Origin of the sequence: Streptomyces sp. YIM 98790 (genome assembly GCF_011421595.1) — a bacterium.
In the GTDB taxonomy this organism is placed as follows: domain Bacteria; phylum Actinomycetota; class Actinomycetes; order Streptomycetales; family Streptomycetaceae; genus Streptomyces.
Map to the genome: position 1 here is coordinate 1 of NZ_WTLH01000074.1, position 16,984 is coordinate 16,984.

Annotated in this window: 14 protein-coding genes; 6 read left to right on the forward strand and 8 right to left on the reverse strand. The window is 75.3% G+C overall.

Translation table 11 applies throughout. The features are described 5' to 3' along the window. Nucleotides 1-18 precede the first annotated feature (18 nt). The 4 genes from hypF (at nucleotide 19) to hypE (ending at nucleotide 5,068) form a co-directional block, all read left to right on the forward strand. On the forward strand, nucleotides 19-2,463 hold the full coding sequence (hypF, locus tag GQS09_RS14440; RefSeq protein ID WP_165986465.1) for a carbamoyltransferase HypF: 2,445 nt from the start codon (nucleotides 19-21) through the stop codon (nucleotides 2,461-2,463). Between the two features lie 40 nt (nucleotides 2,464-2,503). Then, on the forward strand, nucleotides 2,504-2,791 hold the full coding sequence (locus tag GQS09_RS14445) for a HypC/HybG/HupF family hydrogenase formation chaperone (RefSeq protein ID WP_165986466.1): 288 nt from the start codon (nucleotides 2,504-2,506) through the stop codon (nucleotides 2,789-2,791). Continuing rightward, nucleotides 2,788-3,918 carry a hydrogenase formation protein HypD gene (gene hypD / locus GQS09_RS14450; protein WP_165986467.1) on the forward strand — a complete coding sequence of 377 codons (1,131 nt, stop codon included), beginning with the start codon at nucleotides 2,788-2,790 and terminating at the stop codon, nucleotides 3,916-3,918. The genes GQS09_RS14445 and hypD overlap by 4 nt, the downstream gene beginning before the upstream one ends. A gap of 127 nt (nucleotides 3,919-4,045) precedes the next feature. Further along, the gene (gene hypE / locus GQS09_RS14455; protein WP_165986468.1) at nucleotides 4,046-5,068 is read left to right on the forward strand and encodes a hydrogenase expression/formation protein HypE; all 1,023 of its coding nucleotides are present in this window, start codon (nucleotides 4,046-4,048) and stop codon (nucleotides 5,066-5,068) included. Between the two features lie 47 nt (nucleotides 5,069-5,115). Here hypE and GQS09_RS14460 read toward each other — a convergent pair whose 3' ends face one another. After that, nucleotides 5,116-5,676, reverse strand: coding sequence for a retropepsin-like aspartic protease (locus tag GQS09_RS14460; protein ID WP_165986469.1), 561 nt, complete (start codon nucleotides 5,674-5,676; stop codon nucleotides 5,116-5,118). Between the two features lie 160 nt (nucleotides 5,677-5,836). Between GQS09_RS14460 and GQS09_RS14465 the strand changes: the two genes are divergently transcribed. After that, complete coding sequence (locus GQS09_RS14465) at nucleotides 5,837-6,979, forward strand: site-2 protease family protein (protein WP_165986470.1); 1,143 nt, start codon at nucleotides 5,837-5,839, stop codon at nucleotides 6,977-6,979. Between the two features lie 124 nt (nucleotides 6,980-7,103). Next, nucleotides 7,104-8,111, forward strand: a complete 1,008-nt coding sequence (locus GQS09_RS14470; RefSeq protein WP_313896141.1) for an aldo/keto reductase — start codon at nucleotides 7,104-7,106, stop codon at nucleotides 8,109-8,111. A gap of 152 nt (nucleotides 8,112-8,263) precedes the next feature. On the opposite strand, the gene GQS09_RS14475 is transcribed toward GQS09_RS14470, so the two are convergent. The 7 genes from GQS09_RS14475 to rhaI form a co-directional block, all read right to left on the reverse strand. Beyond that, a complete protein-coding gene (locus GQS09_RS14475) occupies nucleotides 8,264-8,827 on the reverse strand; it encodes a TIGR03086 family metal-binding protein (protein WP_165986471.1) in 564 nt (187 codons plus the stop codon). Between the two features lie 56 nt (nucleotides 8,828-8,883). Next, the gene (locus tag GQS09_RS14480; RefSeq protein ID WP_165986472.1) at nucleotides 8,884-9,549 is read right to left on the reverse strand and encodes an LUD domain-containing protein; all 666 of its coding nucleotides are present in this window, start codon (nucleotides 9,547-9,549) and stop codon (nucleotides 8,884-8,886) included. Further along, nucleotides 9,536-11,014 (reverse strand): lactate utilization protein B, encoded by a 1,479-nt coding sequence (locus GQS09_RS14485; RefSeq protein WP_165986473.1) that lies wholly within the window; start codon nucleotides 11,012-11,014, stop codon nucleotides 9,536-9,538. The genes GQS09_RS14480 and GQS09_RS14485 overlap by 14 nt, the downstream gene beginning before the upstream one ends. Then, entirely contained in the window at nucleotides 11,011-11,751 is a 741-nt protein-coding gene (locus GQS09_RS14490) for a (Fe-S)-binding protein (protein WP_165986488.1), read from the reverse strand. The genes GQS09_RS14485 and GQS09_RS14490 overlap by 4 nt, the downstream gene beginning before the upstream one ends. Before the next feature lie 61 nt (nucleotides 11,752-11,812). Further along, on the reverse strand, nucleotides 11,813-13,312 hold the full coding sequence (locus GQS09_RS14495; RefSeq protein WP_165986474.1) for a rhamnulokinase family protein: 1,500 nt from the start codon (nucleotides 13,310-13,312) through the stop codon (nucleotides 11,813-11,815). Then, nucleotides 13,309-15,378, reverse strand: a complete 2,070-nt coding sequence (locus GQS09_RS14500) for a bifunctional aldolase/short-chain dehydrogenase (protein WP_165986475.1) — start codon at nucleotides 15,376-15,378, stop codon at nucleotides 13,309-13,311. The genes GQS09_RS14495 and GQS09_RS14500 overlap by 4 nt, the downstream gene beginning before the upstream one ends. A gap of 217 nt (nucleotides 15,379-15,595) precedes the next feature. Then, complete coding sequence (gene rhaI, locus GQS09_RS14505) at nucleotides 15,596-16,756, reverse strand: L-rhamnose isomerase (RefSeq protein ID WP_165986476.1); 1,161 nt, start codon at nucleotides 16,754-16,756, stop codon at nucleotides 15,596-15,598. Nucleotides 16,757-16,984: the final 228 nt, after the last annotated feature.

Sequence of the window (16,984 nt, forward strand, 5' to 3'; positions counted from 1 at the left end):
GACCCCGTCCGGCGCCGCATGACCGAGCTGTCCGCCGGCCCGGTGCCCGCCCCGGCCGCCGCCCCGGCTGCGCCGCTGCACCGCCGGGTCACCGTGCGCGGCACGGTGCAGGGCGTCGGCTTCCGCCCGTTCGTGCACCGGCTGGCGCATGCGCTCGGCCTGGCCGGGTCGGTGCGCAACGCGGACGGCCGGGTGATCGCCGAGGTCACCGGCCCGCCCGCCGCCGTCGGCGAGTTCTGCCGCCGGCTGCGCGCCGACGCGCCCCCGCTCGCCGAGGTCGGGGACATCGCCGTCGACACCCTCCCCGGGCCGCCGGCCGGGGCCGCACCCCCCGGCGGCGGCCCCGGCCGGTTCGTCATCCTGCCCTCCGGGACCGCCGGGAGCCCCGGCCCCGGGGCGGCGGCCATCCCGCCCGACACCGCGCCGTGTGCCGACTGCCTGCGCGACCTCACCGACCCCGGCGACCGCCGCCACCGCCACCCGTTCGTCACCTGCACCCACTGCGGGCCCCGGCTCACCCTCGCCACCGGCCTGCCCTACGACCGGGCGACCACCACCATGGCCGCCTTCCCGCTGTGCCCCGACTGCGCCCGCGAGTACGCCGACCCGGCCGACCGGCGGTTCCACGCCCAGCCGGTGGCCTGCCCGGCCTGCGGGCCGCGCCTGCGGTTCACCCCGGCGCCGGGCACCGGCGAGCCGGCCGCCGAGGGCGAGGACGCCCTGGCCGCTGCCCGCCGCCTGCTGGCCCGCGGCGCGGTCGTCGCCGTCAAGGGCATCGGCGGCTACCACCTGGCCTGCGACGCCGCCGACGCCCGCGCCGTGCGCGAACTGCGGCGCCGCAAGAACCGCGGCACCAAGCCGTTCGCCGTGATGTGCGCCGACGCCGCCACCGCCGGGCGGATCGGCCGGCTGACCGACGCCGCCCGCCGGGTGCTGACCGGGCCGCGCCGCCCCATCGTGCTGCTGCGCCGCCACGCCCCCGGCGACCTGCCCGGGCTGGCGGGCGAGGTCTGTCCCGGCAGCCCGGACGTGGGAGTGCTGCTGCCCTACACTCCGCTGCACCACCTGCTGTTCGGCCTGCCCGGCGACCCGCCCGGACCCCGCACCCTGGTCATGACCAGCGGCAACCGCTCGGGCGAGCCGCTGGTCACGGACGACGCCGAGGCCCTGGAGCGGCTGGCCGGGCTGGCCGACGCCTGGCTGTGGCACGACCGGGAGATCGCCGCGCCCTGTGACGACTCCGTGGTACGGGTCCGGCAGGACGGCACCGTGCTGCCGCTGCGCCGCTCCCGCGGCTACGCGCCCGACGCCCTGGCGCTGCCCGTCCCGGTGCGGCCCGCGCTGGCGGTCGGCGGCGACCTGAAGAACACGCTGTGCACCGGCCGGGACCGCACCGCCTGGTTCTCCCCGCACATCGGCGACCTCGGCGACCTGGCCGGCCTGCGCGCCCTGGCGGCCGGTGCCCGGCGGCTGCGCGCCCTGACCGGCACCGAACCGGAACTCCTCGCCGCCGACCGCCACCCCGGCTACCACTCCGCCCGCTGGGCCCGCGACCACGCCGCACGGCGGCCGCTGCACCGGGTGCAGCACCACCACGCCCATATCGCCTCCGCCATGGCCGAGCACGGCCTGGACGGCACCGCCCCGGTGATCGGCGTCGCCTTCGACGGCACCGGATACGGCGAGGACGGCGCCGTCTGGGGCGGCGAGGTGCTGCTCGCCGACTACGCCGGCCACCGCCGCCTGGCCCACCTGGCCTACGCCCCGCTGCCCGGCGGCGACGCCGCCGTCGCCAACCCCTGCCGCACCGCCCTTGCCCGGCTGCGCGCCGCCGGTCTGCCCTGGGACCCCGACCTGCCCTGTGTGGCCGCCTGCGGCGGGACCGAACTCGCCGTGCTGGACCGGCAGCTCTCCCGCGGCCTGGGCTGCGTGCCCGCCTCCGGCGTGGGCCGCCTCTTCGACGCCGTCTCCTCCCTGGCCGGGCTGTGCCACCGGGCCGGCCACGAGGCCCAGGCGGCCCTGGAACTGGAGGCCGCGGCCGTGTCCGCCTGGCCCGGGGGCGGCGAGGGCTACGCCTTCGCGCTGCGCCCGGCACCGGGCACGGACACCGCGCCGCCGCTGGTGCTGGACCCGGCGCCGGTGCTCCGCGCCGTCGTCGCCGACCTGCGCGGCGGGGTGCCCCGCGAGGTGATCGCGGCCCGCTTCCACCGCGGCCTGGCCGCAGCGGTGGTGGCCGTCTGCGGGCGGGCCCGCCGCCGGACCGGCGTCACCACGGTCGCCCTCACCGGCGGCGTCTTCGCCAACGCCCTGCTCGACGAGGAGTGCGCCGCCCGGCTCGCCGCGGCCGGCTTCACCGTGCTGCGCCACCGCCGGGTGCCGCCCGGCGACGGCGGGCTGGCCCTCGGGCAGCTCGTCGTCGCCGCCCGCGTCCCGGCCCGGGGCGGACGACCCACCGGCCGCTGACCGCGGCCGGCAACCGACCGACACAACGAGAGGAACGCCCATGTGCCTGGCCGTGCCCGGCAGGGTGGTGGAAACGAGGGAGCGGGACGGCGCGCCCATGGCGAGCGTCGACTTCGGCGGCGTGGTCAAGGACGTCTGCCTGGCCTATGTGCCGGACGCCGCGCCCGGCGACTACGTGATCGTGCACGTCGGGTTCGCCATCCAGCGGCTGGACGAGGAATCGGCCCGCGCCTCGCTCCGCCTCTTCGCCGATCTCGGGCTGCTGGAGGAGGAGTTCGGCGACGCCTGGGAGCGGGCCGCGGCCGAGGCCGGGGAGGCGGTCCGGTGAAGTACATCGAGGAGTTCCACGACCCCGCGCTGGCCCGGCGCCTGCTGGACGACATCCGCGCCGCCGTCACCCGGCCCTGGGCCCTGATGGAGGTGTGCGGCGGGCAGACCCACTCCATCATCCGGCACGGCATCGACCAGCTCCTCCCGGAAGGGCTGGAGCTGATCCACGGACCGGGCTGCCCGGTCTGCGTCACGCCCCTGGAGATGATCGACAAGGCCCTGGAGATCGCCTCCCGGCCGGGGGTGATCTTCTGCTCCTTCGGCGACATGCTGCGTGTCCCGGGCACCGGCCGGGACCTGTTCCGGGTCCGCGGCGAGGGCGGGGACGTGCGGGTGGTCTACTCCCCGCTGGACGCCCTGGACCTGGCACACCGCCACCCGGACCGGGAGGTGGTGTTCTTCGGCATCGGCTTCGAGACCACCGCCCCCGCGAACGCCATGGCGGTCCGCGAGGCCCGCCGCCGCGGACTGGCCAACTTCAGCATGCTGGTCTCGCATGTGCGGGTGCCCCCGGCGATCGAGGCGATCATGAACTCGCCCGGCTGCCGGGTGCAGGGCTTCCTGGCCGCCGGGCACGTGTGCAGCGTGATGGGCACCGGCGAGTACCCGGAGCTGGCCGCGCGGTACCGGGTGCCGGTCGTGGTCACCGGATTCGAACCTCTGGACATCCTGGAGGGCGTGCGCCGGGCCGTGCGCCAGCTGGAGGCCGGCGAGCACCGGGTGGAGAACGCCTACCCGCGGGCGGTCCGCGACAGCGGCAATCCGGCCGCGCTGCGGGTGATCGAGGAGGTCTTCGAGGTCACCGACCGGCCCTGGCGCGGCATCGGCACCATTCCGGGCAGCGGCTGGCGGCTCGCCCCCGGCTACCGGGACCTCGACGCCGAGCACCGCTTCGCGGTGTCCGGCCTGTGCACCCGGGAGTCCGCCCGCTGCCGCAGCGGCGAGGTGCTGCAGGGACTGATCAAGCCGCACGAGTGCGAGGCGTTCGGCACCGCGTGCACGCCGCGCAGCCCGCTCGGCGCCACCATGGTCTCCAGCGAGGGGGCCTGCGCGGCGTACTACCTGTACCGGCGGCTGGGCGGGCCCGGCCGCGCCGCCCGCGAGGAGGCGACCCCCCTTGGCTGACACCGCTCCCGTTCCCGCTCCCGCGGCTGCACCCGCTTCCGGGGCTGCACCCGCACCTGCGCCTGCGCCCGTTCCGGCGCCCGGCACCGCTGCCGGCCCGGCCGGGGCCGAGGGCTGGGTCTGTCCCGTGCCGCTGCGCGACCATCCGGTGGTGGTCACCGGGCACGGCGGCGGCGGCGCGCTCTCCGCCGACCTGATGACCCACCTGTTCGCCCCCGCCTACGGCGAGGCGCTGCTGCCCGGGCTCGCCGACTCCGCCGTGCTGACCGTGCCCGGCGGGCCCCGGCTGGCCTTCTCCACCGACTCCTATGTGGTGCGCCCGCTGTTCTTCCCCGGCGGCTCCGTCGGCGACCTGGCGGTCAACGGCACCGTCAACGACCTGGCCATGAGCGGCGCCCGGCCGCTCGCCCTGTCGTGCGGCTTCATCCTGGAGGAGGGCACCGCGCTGGAGACCGTGGACCGGGTGGCCCGCGCGGCGGGGGCCGCCGCCTCGGCCGCCGGGGTCACCATCGCCACCGGTGACACCAAGGTCGTCGAGGCCGGGCACGGCGACGGCGTCTACCTCAACACGGCCGGCATCGGCCTGGTCCCCGACGGGGTGGACATCCGTCCCGAGCGGGCCGTGCCCGGGGACGTGGTCCTCGTCTCCGGGCCGATCGGACTGCACGGCGTGGCGGTCCTCAGCGTCCGCGAAGGGCTGGAGTTCGGCGTCGAGGTGGCCAGTGACACGGCGCCGCTGCACGGACTGGTGCAGACCATGCTCGGCGTCACTCCCGGACTGCACGCGCTGCGCGACCCCACCCGCGGCGGTCTGGCCGCGGCGCTCAACGAGATCGCCGCCGCCTCCGGCACCGGCGTGGTGCTGGACGAGCGCGCGCTGCCGGTGCCGGACGCGGTCGCCAACGCCTGCGGCTTCCTGGGCCTCGACCCGCTGTACGTGGCCAACGAGGGCCGTCTGGTGGCGTTCGTGCCCCGGCGGCACGCCGACGCCGTGCTGGAGGCCATGCGGGGCCATCCGCAGGGCGCCGGCGCGGCGGTGATCGGCGAGTGCACCGCGGACCATCCCGGCATGGTCGTCGCCCGCACCGGCCTGGGCGGCACCCGCGTGGTCGACCTGCCGCTCGGCGAACAGCTGCCCCGCATCTGCTGACCCGGGGCAGCGCAGCGGCGCAGCAGTGCGGTGCAGGGCAGGAGCGGTCACGGGGAGTGCAGGGTGAGCACCTCGTCGTCGTAGTCGACGGTGATCGAGCCGAAGTCGCTCAGCACGTCGGAGCCGAGCAGGCCCTGGATGCCGCCGCCGCCCCGGGGCGGGCCGAGGTCCACGACCGTGACCTCCCCGGGTTCGAGCGCCACCTCGCCGACCTCCCACTGCTCCACCTCGGCCACCGGCACCTCCCCGGTGCCCAGGACGCCGCTGACCGAGCGCCGCTCCCCGGTGCGGGGCAGACCCACCCGGTCGGCCACGGCCTCGTCGACCACGCTCGCCGACGCCCCGGTGTCCAGGGCGAACATGAACGGTCCCTGGCCGGAGATGCTCACCGGCACGAACGCGAGGATCAGGTCGTCCTGCTCCACGATCCGCATCGGCACCTCGGGCGCCGCACCCGGTGAACCCCCGGTGTCCTCGTCCTCCCGGCCGTCGGTCTCGGTCCGCACGATGCAGCCGGTGAGCAGCAGCAGCGTGGCCAGCACCGGCACCGCCGCCCGGACGGCTCGGCCGGTCAGCCCGCCGCGGGCGGTTCCGTCACGGATGTCCATTGCGCCGGGGTGCCCGCAGAAGTGGCGGGCAAACGGCCGCCGCCCGCGGATTGGCCGGGCCGCCGCGGGCAACCCGGGAGCGAACGAGCCGGGCGCGGCACGGCACAGAACAGCACGGCACAGCGCAGAACGGCACGGCGGTGAGCGGAGGTGTGTGGCGGTGCGGGCGACACTGACCCTGGGACGGCTGGCGGGCGTCCGGGTGGGGGTGCACTGGAGCGTCCTCGTCATCGTCCTGCTGCTGACGGCCGGCCTCGCCGGGCGTTTCCCCGAGGTCTATCCCGGCCGGCCGGCCTGGGCGTACTGGGCCGTCGGGGTGGCGGCGGCACTCACCTTCATGGTGTCGCTGCTGGCGCACGAGATCAGCCACGCCCTGGTGGCCCGCCGCAACGGCGTCCAGGCGGACGAGATCACCCTGTGGCTGCTCGGCGGCGTGGCACGGCTGCGCAGCGAGGCGCCGTCGCCCGGCGCCGAGCTGCGCATCGCCGGGGTCGGGCCGCTGGTGAGCCTGCTCGCCGCGGTGGCCTTCGGCCTGGCGGCCGGGGTGACCGCGGCGGCGGACGGCAGCGAACTGGTGGTGGAGGCGCTGGCCTGGCTGTCGGGCATCAACCTGCTGCTGGCGGTCTTCAACTCGCTGCCCGCCGCGCCGCTGGACGGCGGCCGGCTGCTGCGGGCCGTGGTCTGGCGGGTCACCGGCAGCCCGCTGCGGGCGACCGCGGTGGCGACCGCGGCGGGCCGCGTCCTGGGCTGGCTGCTGGTCGCCGTGGGTCTCTTCCTGGCCTTCGGCGGGGCGGTGCTCAGCGGTTTCTGGCTCGCCATCATCGGCCTGTTCCTGATCGCCGCGGCGACCGCGGAGGGCGGCCAGGCGAGACTGCGGGAAGTGCTCAGCGGTGTCGCGGTGCGCCAGGCCATGACCCCGGACCCCACCGTGGTGCCGGAGTCGCTCTCCGTCGGCGAGTTCCTCGCCGACCCGCGCTACCGCTACCGGCACTCGGCGTTCCCGGTGGTGGACGAGGAGGGACGGCCGGCGGGCCTGGTGACCGTGCGGGACGCCGCCGCGGTGCCGGACGACGCGGCCCGGGACACCTCCCTGGGCTCGGTGATGATCCCGGTCGAGCGGATTCCCACGCCGGCGCCGGACGACGCCCTGGCCGGGCTGCTGCCCGCGCTGGAGGAGAGCCCGGCGCACCGGGCGCTGGTGCTTGAGGAGGGCCGGCCGGTGGGCATCGTCACCACGTCCGACATCAGCCGGATCACCTCCTGGCTGACCTCCATGGGCTCCTGGGGCAATCGCTCCCGGTGAGCCCGCGGCGGCGGGCCGCATGAGACGATCAATGGCTGCCGCACGGGCCGGGCGGGCCCCGCGGCTCCGCCAGTACCCGCACCACCCGCTACGGCGCCCGGGCGCCAGTCGAGGAGAGAGACCGGTGAGCTACACCGCCGCGCAGAACCGATATGACTCCATGCAGTACCGGCGTTGCGGCAAGAGCGGCGTGCTGCTGCCCGCCGTCTCGCTCGGGCTGTGGCACAACTTCGGCGACGCCCAGCCGCTGGAGACCCAGCGCGCGGTGCTGCGCCGGGCCTTCGACCGCGGCATCACCCACTTCGACCTGGCCAACAACTACGGCCCGCCGCCCGGCTCGGCCGAGGCCAACTTCGGCACCCTGTTCGCCCAGGACTTCCGCCCCTACCGGGACGAGATGTTCATCGCCAGCAAGGCGGGTTACGACATGTGGCCCGGACCCTACGGCGAGTGGGGCTCCCGCAAGTACCTGATCGCCAGCCTGGACCAGTCGCTGCGCCGGATGGGCCTGGAGTACGTGGACGTCTTCTACTCGCACCGCTTCGACCCGGACACCCCGCTGGAGGAGACCATGGGGGCGCTGGACGCGGCGGTGCGGCAGGGCAAGGCGCTCTACGCCGGGATCTCCAACTACCCGGCCGAGGAGCACCGCCGGGCCGCGGAGATCCTGCGCGAGATGGGCACCCCGCTGCTGATCCACCAGTCGGCGTACAGCATGCTCAACCGCTCCCTGGAGGACGAGGTGCTGGACGCCATCGGGGAGACCGGCACCAGCCTGATCGCGTACTCCCCGCTGGCGCAGGGCCTGCTGACCGACCGCTATCTCTCCGGTGAGGTCCCGGCCGGTTCCCGGATGTCGGAGGGGCGCTTCCTGCGGCGGGAGGCGCTGCCGGAGCGGCGCCTCGCCATGCTGCGCGCCCTGAACGAGTTCGCGGCCGGCCGCAACCAGTCGCTCGCCCAGCTGGCGCTGTCCTGGGTGCTGCGGGACACGCGGGTGGTCTCGGTGCTGATCGGCGCCAGCAGTGTCCGCCAGCTCGACCAGAATCTCGCGACGCTGGAGTCCGGGCCGCTCACCGGGGCCGAACTGGCCGAGATCGACACCCTCCTCGCCGAGGACACCGCCGCCGTCTGAGCCCGCGTGCCGCGTGCCGTGCCGCTCCGGCCTCCGCCGCCCGCCTCCTTCGCCGCCTCCGCCGGCCGCGCCCGACGCCGGGTGCGGCGGCGGCATCGGCGCGGCATCGGCGGTGGCATCCGGGGCCGGCACGGCGGCCGGGGCCGGGCCGGTCAGGGGCGGCGGCCGGTGGCGGCCAGCAGCCTGCTCTGCGGATCGGCGTCGGCACCCACCCGGACCTCCTCGCCGTAGACCCCGGCGGAGCGCCAGGAGGAGATCCGCGGTGCGAGGTACCCGGCGACATGGCCGACCAGCGCCTCGTCCAGGCGTTCGTCGGCGCCGATGCCCCGGGCCAGGTCCCAGGCGTGGATCGCCAGATCGCTGATCATCTGCTGCGCGTACTCCGCGGCCGGGGTGGGCCCGCCGGAGGTCTCCACCTCGCCGTCGAGCGCACCCGGCCGGTGGAAGGCGGCGCGCGACTCGGCGCCGGCCCGCTCCCAGGCCGCCACCGGGTCGTCGCCCACCACATCGCCCTCGAACCGGTCGCCGACCTCCGCCAGGGTCGCGCCGCGGAGCAGGAACGGCGCCCACAGATGCTCGCCGACCAGGTGATTCACCAGGTCCCGCACCGACCACTCGGTGCACGGCGTGCCGTCCTGCCACTGGCCGTCCCCGACCTGGTGCACCCTCCGGTCGAACTCGTCATAGGCCGTGTCAAAGGCATCCACCAGTTCCATGCCTCCAGTCTGACCGCCCGGCCCCGTTCCGCCACCGGACGCCGACGCCGCTCCGGTCAGCGGGCCGGCGGGGCGGCCAGCAGCACGACCTCCAGGGTGCGCGGGCCGTGCACGCCCTCCACCCGGTCGAGCTCGATGTCGCTGGTGGCCGACGGTCCGGAGATCCAGGTCTGCGGGCGGGCCGGATCCAGCCGGGGGAGCGCCCGCGGCACCGAGGCCACCACCTGCTCCGGCACCCGCACCACACAGATGTGGTGGTCCGGCACCAGGGTGAAGCGGCGGCGGCCCTGGTCCGGGGAGCCGTCCAGCACGATGGTGCCGGTCTCGGCGACGGCCAGGGCGCACCCGGTCAGCACGCTGTCCACGGCGTCCAGCTCCCGGGCGGTCAGCGTGTCCGGATCGGCCACCCGCTCGACGCCGCCGGCCGCGGAGAGCCAGGTGTCCGGCACGCCGGGCGGGGCCAGCACCGTGCGCGCGCCGCGCGCCGCCAGCAGCCCGGCGACCAGGCCGGGCAGCCCGGTCCCGTCGCAGCGGTGCACCCGCGCCCGGTAGTCCGCCAGATTGTCGGCGAGCAGGCGGGCCAGCGCCGCGGGATCGTCCTCCGGGGTGTGGGCGGGGAGATAGTCGCGGTCCGGCTCCGGCCCGTCCGGCGGCCCGCCGGCGCCGGACAGCGCCCGCCGGATCCGGGCCAGCACCACCGAACGGCTGTCAGGGCTGGTCATGGCGGTCTCCTCGGGTGCGCTGCCACCAGTCGCGGAACGGCTCGGCGGGCAGCCGCGGCAGATCGCGGGAGGCGGTCCAGGCGCGCCCCGGGCCGGGCAGCCGGCGGGGCTGGAGGCGCCGCGCCCGTCCGGCCAGCCGCTGCCCGGCGCGCAGTGCCCGCGGATGGTCGAAGGCCCAGGCGGCGGCGCGCATCGCGGCGCGTTCCGCGGCATGCCCCCGGGCCGGGCGGATTCTGGTCCGGGTGCCGCGCACCGTGACCTCGCCGCCCTCTGCCACCCGCTCCCGCAGATGCACCAGCACCTCGGGGATGTTGATGGCCACCGGGCAGACGTCGTAGCAGGCCCCGCAGAGTGAGGAGGCGTACGGCAGGGAGGCGTCCAGTGCGCTGCCCACCCCGCGGAGCTGCGGGGTCAGGATCGCCCCGATCGGGCCGGGATAGGCCGAGCCGTAGGCGTGGCCGCCCGCCCGCTCGTACACCGGGCAGACGTTGAGACAGGCCGAGCAGCGGATGCAGCGCAGCGCCTGGCGGCCCACCGTGTCGGCCAGCGCGTCGGTGCGGCCGTTGTCCAGCAGCACCAGGTGGAAGTCGCGCGGGCCGTCCCCGTCCGTGGTGCCGGTCCACATCGAGGTGTAGGGATTCATCCGTTCCGCGGTGGAGGAGCGCGGCAGCAGCTGGAGGAAGATCTCCAGGTCCCGCCAGGTGGGCACCACCTTCTCGATGCCGGCCACGGAGATCAGGGTCTCCGGCAGGGTCAGGCACATGCGGCCGTTGCCCTCGGACTCGACCACCACCAGGGTGCCGGTCTCGGCGACCATGAAATTGGCGCCGGAGATGCCGACCCTGGCGCGCAGGAACTTCTCCCGCAGGTGCAGCCGGGCGGCCTCGGCCAGCTCGGCCGGGCGGTCGGTCAGTCCCTCCGGGGCGGGCCGCCCCCAGCTTCCCATCCGTTCGCGGAAGATGTCGCGGATCTCGCCCCGGTTGCGGTGGATCGCGGGGACCAGGATGTGCGAGGGCAGATCGTCGCCCAGCTGCACGATCAGCTCGGCCAGGTCGGTTTCGTAGGCGCGGATCCCGGCCTCCTCCAGGGCGGCGTTGAGGCCGGTCTCCTGGGTGACCATGGACTTGACCTTGACCGCCTCGCGCTCCCCGGTGGCCAGCACCAGCCCGGTGACGATCCGGTTGGCCTCGGCGGCGTCCGCGGCCCAGTGCACGGTGCCGCCGGCGGCGGTCACCGCGCGCTCAAGCTGCTCCAGATAGTGGTCCAGGTGGCGCAGGGTGCGGTCCTTGACGGCGGCGCCCGCGGCGCGCAGCCGCTGCCAGTCGGAGAGCTCGGCGACCGCGCGGGCCCGCTTGTCGCGGATGGTGCGGGTGGCGTGCCGCAGGTTGCCGCGCAGCCGCCGGTCACGGGTGGAGGCCGCGGCGGCCCGCGGGAAGGCGGGCATGCCCAGGAATGTGCCGGTCATCTGCTGCTCCCCTGGGCCGGGGGCGCGGGAACGGGCTCCTCGGTGGCGGCCAGGATCTCCGCCAGATGGACCGGGCGGACCGGGGAGCCCAGCCGGGAGAGGGTGCCCCCGATGTGCATCAGGCAGGAGTTGTCGACCGTGCACACCGCCTCGGCGCCGGTGCCGGTGACGGCGGCGGCCTTGTCCGCTCCCATGGCCGCCGACACGGCCGCGTTCTTGACCGCGAAGGTGCCGCCGAAGCCGCAGCACTCCTCGGCGCCCGGCAGCTCGACCAGGGTCAGGCCGCGCACCGCCTCCAGCAGCCGGCGCGGCCGGTCGCCCAGCCGCAGGGCGCGCAGGCCGTGGCAGGTGGGGTGGTAGGTGACGGTGTGCGGGTAGTACGCCCCGACATCGGTGACACCCAGCACATCCACCAGGAACTCGGTGAGCTCATAGGTGCGTTCGGCCACCGGTGCGCCGGCGGGCATGATCCGGGGGTGGTTGTCCCGGATCATCGCCGCGCAGGAGCCGGACGGCGTGACCACGTAGTCGTACCCGGCGAAGACCCGGGTGTGGCGGCGTACCAGCGGCTCGGTGGCTTGCCGGTAGCCGGTGTTGAACTGGGGCTGCCCGCAGCAGGACTGCTCCATCGGGAACTCCACCCGCACCCCGAGGCGTTCCAGCAGCGTCACCACGGCCCGCCCGGTGTCCGGGAACAGTGTGTCGTTCACGCAGGTCACGAACAGCGCCACGCGCAGCCCCGCGCCGGGCGGAGCGGGCGGCGGGCGGCGGGCTCCGGCGTCGCCGGCCTTCGGGCCGTCAGCCATGGAGGCGCTCCTCTGCTTGCTGCCAGCGGTGTTGGTCGCCCATCGGCTCATGGTGCCGCAGCGGCTGGGCGGTGCGCAGCAGCCCGCGCAGGGCGGCGAGTCCGCCCTGGGCCGCACCCGCCGCCCGGGCCTGCACCAGGACGTTGCCGAAGGCCGCCGCCTCCGCCGGGCCGGCCGTGACCGGCAGCCCGCAGGCGTCCGCGGTGAGCCGGCAGAGCAGCTCGTTGCGCACCCCGCCGCCGACGATGTGCACGGTGCGCGGGCGCGGCCGGCCGGAGAGCCGTACCGCCTCGGCCAGCGTGCGGCGGTGCGCCAGCGCCAGCGAGTCCAGGACGCAGCGCACCGTCTCGGCGGGGGTGCGCGGCTCCGGCTGCCCGGTGCGGCGGCAGGCCGCCGCGATCCGCTCCGGCATCCGGCCCGGGGCCAGGAACTCGGCGCTGCCCGCGTCCACCACCGAGCGCAGCGGCTCGGCCGCGGCGGCGGCGGCCAGCAGCGGCTCCAGCCCGTCCGGCGTTCCGGCCGCCGCCCAGGAGCGGCGGCACTCCTCCAGCATCCACAGGCCCATGATGTTGCGCAGATAGCGCACCGTGCCGTCCACCCCCAGTTCATTGGTGAAGTTGGCCCGGCGGCTCTCCTCGGTCAGCACCGGGTGGTCCAGCTCCAGCCCGGCCAGCGACCAGGTGCCGGTGGCGATGTACGCCAGGGTGTCCGGCCCGCCGGCCCCGGTCCCGGGCGCGGCGGGAACGCCGGCCACCGCGGAGGCGGTGTCGTGCGAGCCGACCGCGGTCACCGGCACCGGGCCGGTCAGCCCGGTCTCCTCCAGCACCTGCGGCAGGAGTTCCCCGGCCGGGTCGCCGGGGCGGCGCAGCGGCGGGAACAGCGACAGGTCGATCCCCAGGGCCTCGGCCACCGGCCGTGACCAGTCCCGGGTGCGCGGGTCGACGAGCTGGGTGGTGGAGGCGTTGGTCAGCTCCGTGCCGGCCCGGCCGGTCAGCCAGTAGGCGATCAGGTCCGGGATCAGCAGCAGCTTCCGGGCGGCGGCCAGCTGTGCGCTCTGCCGGGCGGCGAGCAGCTGGTAGACGGTGTTGAACGGCAGGTGCTGGAGGCCGGTCTCGGCGTAGAGCCGTTCCGGCGGCAGCACGGCGGCGGCCTTCTCGGCCATGCCCTCGGTACGGGCGTCGCGGTAGTGCACCGGGTTGCCGAGCAGCGCGCCGTCCGCGTCCAGCAGCCCGTAGTCCACGGCCCAGGAGTCGATGCCCACGCCGTCCAGCCGCCCGCCGGGGGCCTGCCGCCCGGCCGCGCGCAGACCGTCCAGCACCCCCTGGTGGAGGGAGAGGATGTCCCAGTGCAGGGTGGTGCCGGTGCGCACCGGGCGGTTGGGGAAGCGGTGCACCTCGGCCAGCGACAGTTCCCCGGGCGCGACCCGGGCGAGCATGACCCGCCCGCTGGTCGCGCCCAGGTCCACCGCTGCGAGGTGGCGGACCCCGCTCATCGCAGGAACGCCGCCGCCACCCCGGCGTCCACCGGGATGTGCAGGCCCGTGGTGTGCGACAGCTCGCCGCAGGTCAGCGCGAACACCGCGTTCGCCACGTGCTCCGGCAGCACCTCCCGCTTGAGCAGCGTCCGCTGGGCGTAGAACTCGCCCAGTTTCTCCTCCGGCACCCCGTAGACCGCGGCCCGCTTGGCGCCCCAGCCGCCGGCGAAGATGCCCGAGCCGCGCACCACCCCGTCGGGGTTGATGCCGTTGACCCGGATGCCGTGCTCGCCGAGTTCGGCGGCGAGCAGCCGCACCTGGTGCGCCTGGTCGGCCTTGACGGCGCCGTAGGCGATGTTGTTGGGGCCGGCGAACACGCCGTTCTTGGAGGCGATGTAGATGATGTCGCCGCCCATGCCCTGGGCGGTCATCGCCCGGGCGGCCTCCCGGGAGACCAGGAAGGAGCCGCGGGCCATGATGTCGTGCTGGAGGTCCCAGTCCGCGGCCGTGGTCTCCAGCAGCGGCTTGGAGAGGGATATGCCCGCGTTGTTGACCACCAGGTCGACGCCGCCGAAGGCCAGCGCCGCGGTTTCGAACGCCGCCTGGATCTGTTCCTCCGAGGTGACGTCCACGGTGACCGCGACCGCCTTGTCCGGGCCGCCCAGCTCCTTGGCGACCGCCTGGGCCCGCTCGCCGTCCCGGTCGGCGACCACCACGCAGGCGCCCTCGGCGGCCAGCCGCACGGCTGTGGCCCGGCCGATGCCGGAGGCCGCGCCGGTGATCAGGGCGACGCGGGTGGCCAGCGGCTTGGGCGGCGGCATCCGCCGCAGTTTGGCCTCCTCCAGCTCCCAGTACTCGATGCGGAACTTCTCCGACTCCTCGATGGGGGCGTAGGCGGAGACCGCCTCGGCGTCCCGCATCACGTTGATGGCGTTGATGTAGAACTCGCCCGCCACCCGGGCGGTCTGCTTGTCCTTGCCGAAGGAGAACATGCCGACGCCGGGGACCAGCACGATGGCCGGGTCGGCGCCGCGCATCGGCGGCGAGCCGGGGCCGGCGTAGCGCTCGTAGTAGGCCCGGTATTCCTCGCGGTACCCGGCGTGCAGTTCCTTCAGCCGGGCGGTGACCCGGTCCAGCGGCGCGTCCGCAGGGAGGTCCAGCACCAGGGGGCGGACCTTGGTGCGCAGGAAGTGGTCCGGGCAGGAGGTGCCCAGTGCGGCCAGCCGCGGGTGCTCGGTCCGGGAGAGGAAGTCCAGCACCACGTCGGCGTCGGTGAAGTGGCCGACCTGCGGGCGGTCGGCGGAGGCCAGGCCGCGGATCAGCGGGGCCAGCGCGGCGGCCCGCGCGCGTCGCTCCGCGGCGGGCAGCGGCTCCCGGCCGGACAGCACCGGGCCGAACGGCTCGGCCCGGCCGCGTTCGGCGAGGAACCGCTCGGCGGTGCGGATGATGTGCAGCGAGTTGGCCTCGCACTCGTCGCTGGAGTCGCCCCAGGCGGTGATGCCGTGGCCGCCCAGGATGCAGCCGATGGCCTGCGGGTTGGCCTGCTTCACGGCGGCGATGTCCAGGCCGAGCTGGAAGCCGGGGCGGCGCCAGGGCACCCAGACCACGGTGTCGCCGAAGCACTCCCGGGTCAGGGCCTCGCCGTCCGCCGCGCAGGCCAGCGCGATGCCGGAGTCGGGGTGCAGGTGGTCCACGTGCGCGGCCTCGACCAGGCCGTGCATGGCGGTGTCGATGGACGGTGCGGCGCCGCCCTTGCCGTGCAGGCAGTGGTCGAAGGCCGCGACCATCTCGTCCTCGCGCTCCACGCCCGGGTAGACGCCGGTCAGGGCGCGCAGCCGGTCCAGCCGCAGCACGGCCAGGCCGGCGGCCTTGAGGGTGCCGAGGTCGCCGCCGGAGCCCTTGACCCACATCAGTTCGACGTCCTCGCCGGTGACCGGGTCGGCGACGGTGCCCTTGGCGGAGGCGTTGCCGCCCGCGTAGTTGGTGTTCTTCGGATCCGAGCCGAGCCGGTGGGAGCGGTCCAGCAGTTCCGTCACCGGTCCGGGCAGGGCTCCCGCTGAGCGGTCTGCCGTGGCGTCGGTCATGGTGTTCATCCTTCGGTGCGGTGCGGTGCGGTGCGGTGCGGTGCGGTGCGGTGCAGTGCGGTGAGGTGCAGTGCGGTGAGGTGCGGTGGGGCGGGAGGCGGTCCGCGGCGGGGCCGTGACGCTGCGGTGCGCGAGCCGTGCGCGCTCCGGCCGGCCGCGTCCCGGCCCCGCGGGCGCGCGGGTACGGGAGGGCCGCCGCCGCGGGCACGGTGCAGGGTCAGGCGCCCCAGCCGGCCTGCTGCCCGCCCTTGCGGGACTCGGTGATGCGCTGGGCCCAGCCCGAGCGGTGGTAGGCGGCGACCGGGTCCGGGTCCAGCCCCATGTCCTCGCGCACCTCGGCCAGCAGCGGCCGGACGTCGGTGTTGAACGCGTCCATCACCACCGCGTTGGCCTGGAGCACATCGCCCTCGGCCTGCGCCTTGGCCAGCGCCTCCCGGTCCACCAGCAGCGCCTTGGCGGTGGCCTCCTGGACGTTCATCACCGAGCGGATGATGGCCGGGATCTTGGGCTCGATGTTGTGGCACTGGTCGAGCATGAAGGCGACCTGCGGGCCGTAGCCGCCGCCGGCCACCACCTCGGACATGATGCGGAAGAGCTGGAACGGGTCGGCCGCGCCCACCATCAGGTCGTCGTCCGCGTAGAAGCGGGAGTTGAAGTCGAAGCCGCCGAGCTTCCCCTCGCGGAGCAGCAGCGCCACGATGAACTCGATGTTGGTGCCCGGCGCGTGGTGCCCGGTGTCCACCACCACCTGGGCCTTGGGCCCCAGCCGCAGGCAGTGCGCGTAGGCGGTGCCCCAGTCCGGCACGTCCGTGGTGTAGAAGGCGGGCTCGAAGAACTTGTACTCCAGCAGCATCCGCTGGTCCTCGCCGAGCCGCGCGCAGACCGCGTCCAGGGCTTCGGCGAGCCGGTCCTGGCGGCCCCGGATGTCGTCCTGGCCGGGGTAGTTGGTGCCGTCGGCGAACCAGAGCTTGAGGTCGCGGGAGCCGGTGGCGTCCATGATGTCCACGCACTCCAGCAGGTGGTCCAGGGCCTTGCGCCGGACCGCCGGGTCGGGGTTGCAGACGCTGCCGAGCTTGTAGTCGTCCTCCTGGAAGACGTTGGCGTTGATGGCTCCGAGCCGGACCCCGTGGTCCTCGGCGAAGCGGGCCAGGGCGGCGTAGTCGTCGGTCCGGTCCCAGGGGATGTGCAGGGCGACGGTGGGTGCCACGCCGGTGTGGCGGTGCACCTGGGCGGCGTCCTCCAGCTTCTCCTGCGGGCTGCGCGGCACTCCGGGCTGCGCGAAGACCTTGAAGCGGGTGCCGGAGTTCCCGTAGGCCCACGAAGGCGTCTCGATGGCCTGTGCGGCCAGGGCCGCCTTCACGGCGGAGGTGGCGGTCATGCTGATCAGCGCTCCCGTGTGCTGAAGGCCCGTATGAATCGTTTCACTGACTCTGGACGCTATGAGGGACGGGGGAGGGCTGTCAAGACGGCGGACCGGCTCCTCCGGGCCTGTCGGGAACCCGCGGTGACCCGCCCGCCACCGGCCATGACCAGCCACCTCGTCTTGACTGCCGGAGCGTTCCGGCGCTAGCTTGCCGCTGCCAGTGAAACCTTTCATGAGGGGTGG